The sequence below is a fragment of the Brooklawnia sp. genome, from assembly GCF_049651565.1.
Taxonomy (GTDB): domain Bacteria; phylum Actinomycetota; class Actinomycetes; order Propionibacteriales; family Propionibacteriaceae; genus Brooklawnia.
In genome coordinates this window covers 1-4,222 of sequence record NZ_JBASCI010000198.1, presented here as the reverse complement: position 1 = coordinate 4,222, position 4,222 = coordinate 1, and the positions used below count along the sequence as shown (strand labels likewise).

Sequence of the window (4,222 nt, the reverse complement as noted above, 5' to 3'; positions counted from 1 at the left end):
GGACGGGCGTTGCTGCTGCAGGGCATCGACGCACCGGCCAATGCCCAGGCGGCCGCCCAGCAACTGAACCGGACCCAGGTGCTGAAGGCAGACCGGGGGGTGATCCTCGACCGCAACGGCCAGGTGCTGGCCGAGACCCAGCCCGCCTTCCAGGTCATCGCTGACCCGTGGTCCATCTCGTCCAACGGCTACGACCGGGAGAACATGACCGCCGAACAGGCGGCCAAGGCCAGGCAGGCGCCGGGCGCCATCGCCGCGATCCTGGCCACCTACCTCGGCGGCAGGAAGTCCGACTACCTGCGGCAACTGACCAGGGTTCGCAACGACGACGGCAGCCCGAACCAGTACGAGCTGATCAAGCGGAAGGTGTCGGCGGCGCTGTACCAGCAGATGGCCACCGAGCTGAAGAACGGCGGCTGGTACGGCATCTACCCCGCGACCGATCCGGTGCGCTACTACCCGAACGGCACGCTGGCGTCCAACGTGATCGGCTTCGTCAACTATGAGGACCAGGGCGCGGCCGGCCTGGAGTACCAGCACGACGCGCAACTGAGCGGCATCGACGGCAAGCAGACCTACCAGCAGTCACCCTACGGACCGATCCCGTTGGGTGACAGCACCCTCGTCGAGCCGGTCGACGGAACCACCTTTCAGCTCACCATCGACGCCGAACTGCAGTGGATGGCCCAGACCGAACTCGCCAACGCCGTCGCCAACGCCAACGCGAGGAGCGGCACCGTGGTGATCATGGCCGTCCAGACCGGTGAGGTGCTGGCGATGGCCACCGTCCCGACCTTCGACTCGAACAACCCGGGCGAGGCGAACACTGACGACCTGGGCAACCGGGCGATCACCGACGCCTACGAACCCGGTTCGGTGCAGAAGGTGCTGACCATGGCCGCGTTGCTGGACGCCGGGCTGATCACAGCTGACACCCCGGTGGAGGTGCCCAGCCAGATCATGTCGGGTGGCGCACCGATCAACGACGCCTGGGCCCACGGCACTCTGTACCTGACCGCCCGCGGCGTGCTCGCCCAGTCCTCCAACATCGGCACGGTGCAGTTGACCCGCCAGATTGACAAGGCGACGCTTTCGAACTACCTGGCGTCCTTCGGGCTCGGCTCCTCGACCGGGATCGAACTGCCCGGCGAGACCGGCGGCGCGATGGGTGTGCTGCCCGGCGCCGACATGGCCGACTACACCCGCGACCAGATCTCGTTCGGTCAGGGCCTGTCGGTCACCGCGATCCAGCAGGCCGCCGCGCTCGCCAGCGTGGTCAACGGCGGGGTGTACCACCAACCGACCGTCATCTCCTCGGCCCATACTGCCGCCGGTGACTCGGTACCGTTCGAGCGCAAGGAGCCGTACCGGGTGATCAGCGAGGAGGCCTCGGCGGCGGTGGTCAACATGATGGAGGCCTCCGTGGCGTCCCCCGAGATGACGACGCTGGACGCCATGACGATTCCCGGCTACCGGATGGCGGGCAAGTCCGGTACCGCGCAGAAGATCGGTGACTACGGCAACTACGACGGCGGCTACACCGGCTCCTACGTGGCGGTGGCGCCTGCCGAGGACCCGCAGTTGCTGGTTTACGTTGTGATCGACGAACCGACCAACGGGTACTACGGTGGCGTCGTGGCTTTCCCTTCCGCCCGTGAACTGATGATCCAGGCGCTACCGCGGTACGGCATCGCGCCGGCCACCAACGTGCCGGAGTTCACCGACCCGCTCAGCTACCTGCCGTGACCAGCAAACTGCCAGCCCGCCCGTTGTCCGAACTGCTGGCCGGCCTTGACGTCCGCCTGCCGGCGAGCGATCCGCTGGTGAGCGGTGTGGCCTTCGACTCCAGGCGGGTCCGTCCGGGGTTCCTGTACGTCGGGCTGCCCGGCACCAGCAAGCACGGCGCGGCCTTCGCCGGCAAGGCGGCCACCGCCGGGGCCGCTGCACTGCTGACCGATGTCGCGGGCGCCCGGTTGATCGAGTCCGAAGGGCTCGCCACGCCGCCAGTGGCGATGGTCGAGGACGCCCGGTACGCGATGGCGATCGCCTCCTGCCGAAGCTACGGGCAACCGGCGCAGGCCATGACATCGCTTGGGGTGACCGGCACCAACGGCAAGTCGACGACCGTGCTGATGCTGGCGGCTGCACTCGATGGGGCCGGCCGCCGGGTCGGCAGCATCGGCACGCTCGGCTTCCTGGTCGGCGGTGAGCCGCTCGAACTCGACCGCACGACCATCACCACCCCGGAATCGCCGGACCTGCAGGCGACGCTGGCGATGATGCTCGACCGCGGTGCCGACACCGTCGCGATGGAGGTCAGCTCGCACGCACTGTCGCTGCAACGCGTGGCCGGTATCAGGTTCGACGTCGTCGGCTTCACCAACCTGGGCCGTGACCACCTGGAGTTCCACCACACCATCGAGGAGTACTTCGCCGCCAAGGCCAGGCTGTTCACCCCCGACCACGCCGACCGAGCGGTGATCAACGGGGACGCCGAGGCCGGTCGGCGGTTGCTCCAGCAGGCGGCCGACCTCGGCCTGCCTGCGGTCTCGGTCGGGTTCTCGGCCGGCTGCAGCTACCGGGTCACCCAGTGGCAACCGTCCGGTTCGGGCAGCAGCTTCACATTGGTGCACCCGAACGGCACGATCGAGGCGGCCATCTGCCTGCCGGGGGACTACAACGTCGTCAACGCCGCGACCGCGCTGGCGATGATCGACCAGGCAGGACTCGACATGTCGGCCGCCCTGCCCGGCCTGGCCCGGGCGGTCATCCCCGGCCGCATGCAGCCGGTCGACCTGCCCACCGCGAACGGCTCGGCCGCACCTCGGGTCTACGTCGACTTCGCGCACACTCCACAGGCGATCAGCTCCGCGCTGGACGCGCTCAACCACCCGGCTCTGGCCTCGGCGAGGGTGCTGGTGGTGCTGGGAGCCGGCGGCGACCGCGACCCCGACAAGCGCGAACCGATGGGCCGGGCGGCCGCGCAGGGCGCCGACGTCGTGGTGGTCACCGACGACAATCCCCGCTCGGAGGATCCAGCCATCATCCGGTCCCGGGTGTTGGCCGGCGCCCGGTCGGCCATCGACGCCGCCGAGCCCGGCAGCCGGCTGGCGGCGGTGGAACTACTGGACGGGGGAGAGCGTCGGGCAGCCATCGGGCAGGCGCTACGGTTGGCGCGGCCAGGCGATGCGATCGCGGTCCTGGGCAAGGGCCACGAACGCACCCAGCAACTGGATGATGAGACCATCGAGTTCGACGACGTGGAGGTCGTCCGCGAGCAGTGGGCCCGGATCATCGCAGAGGGGAAATCGTGAGGACGCGTACTGCAGCCGAACTGGCGACCATGATGGCGGCGGGCGGCGCCACCTGCCGAACGGTGGGCGACGACCAGGTGCTGGTCGGACCCGACGTGGTCATCGACAGCCGACAGGCCACCCCGGGGTCGCTGTTCGTGGCGTTGCCCGGCGAGCACGTCGACGGCCACGACTTCCTTGGCGAAGCCATCCAGGCCGGGGCGGCGGCGGCCATCACCAGTCGGCCGGTCGAGGCTGCCATCGTCCAGCTGGTCTGCCAGTCCGACCAGGGCGAACCGGCTCAGCAGGGCCTGACCGCACTAGCCCGCAGCCTGCACCGCCAGGCGCGGGAGGCCGGGCTGCGCACCGTCGCGGTGACCGGTAGCGCCGGCAAGACCAGCACCAAGGACCTGCTCGCCCAGGTGCTGGCCGCCGATGGTCCGACGGTCAGCCCCCTCGGCTCGTTCAACAACGAACTCGGCACCCCCCTCACCGTCTGCCGGACCGACGAGCACACCCGCTACCTGGTCGCCGAGATGGGAACCCGGGCGCTCGGCGACATCGCATACCTGTGCTCGATCGTCCAGCCCACCGCGTCGGTGGTGCTCAACGTGGGATCGGCCCACCTGGGCGAGTTCGGCAGCAAGCAGGCCATCGCCCAGGCCAAGGGAGAGATCGTCGAGGCGCTGGACGCCGATGGCTGGGCGGTGCTGAACGCAGACGACCCGCTGGTGGACGCGATGGCTGGCCGGACCCGCGCCCACATCGCCCGGTTCACCGTCGGCGGGCGCCACCAGCCACAGGCCGAGCTGGTGGTCAGGGCCCACGACCTGGTGGCCGACGACCTGTCCCGGTTCGGCTTCACCCTGACCGTCACCGACCCGGCCGGACGCGAGGAGTCGGCGAGCGTGCAGCTGCGCGTCCTGGGC

At 69.7% G+C, this 4,222-nt stretch carries 3 protein-coding genes; all 3 read left to right on the top strand.

What is annotated here, in order from left to right; translation table 11 throughout:
• On the top strand, nt 1-1,746 hold a 1,746-nt coding region (locus WBL05_RS09370; RefSeq protein WP_424225432.1), incomplete at its 5' end, for a peptidoglycan D,D-transpeptidase FtsI family protein.
• 35 nt (nt 1,747-1,781) lie between these two features.
• Complete coding sequence (locus tag WBL05_RS09365; protein WP_424225433.1) at nt 1,782-3,314, top strand: UDP-N-acetylmuramoyl-L-alanyl-D-glutamate--2,6-diaminopimelate ligase; 1,533 nt, start codon at nt 1,782-1,784, stop codon at nt 3,312-3,314.
• Nucleotides 3,311-4,222: UDP-N-acetylmuramoyl-tripeptide--D-alanyl-D-alanine ligase (locus tag WBL05_RS09360; protein ID WP_424225431.1), on the top strand; the 912-nt coding region annotated here is incomplete at its 3' end. The genes WBL05_RS09365 and WBL05_RS09360, both read left to right, overlap by 4 nt.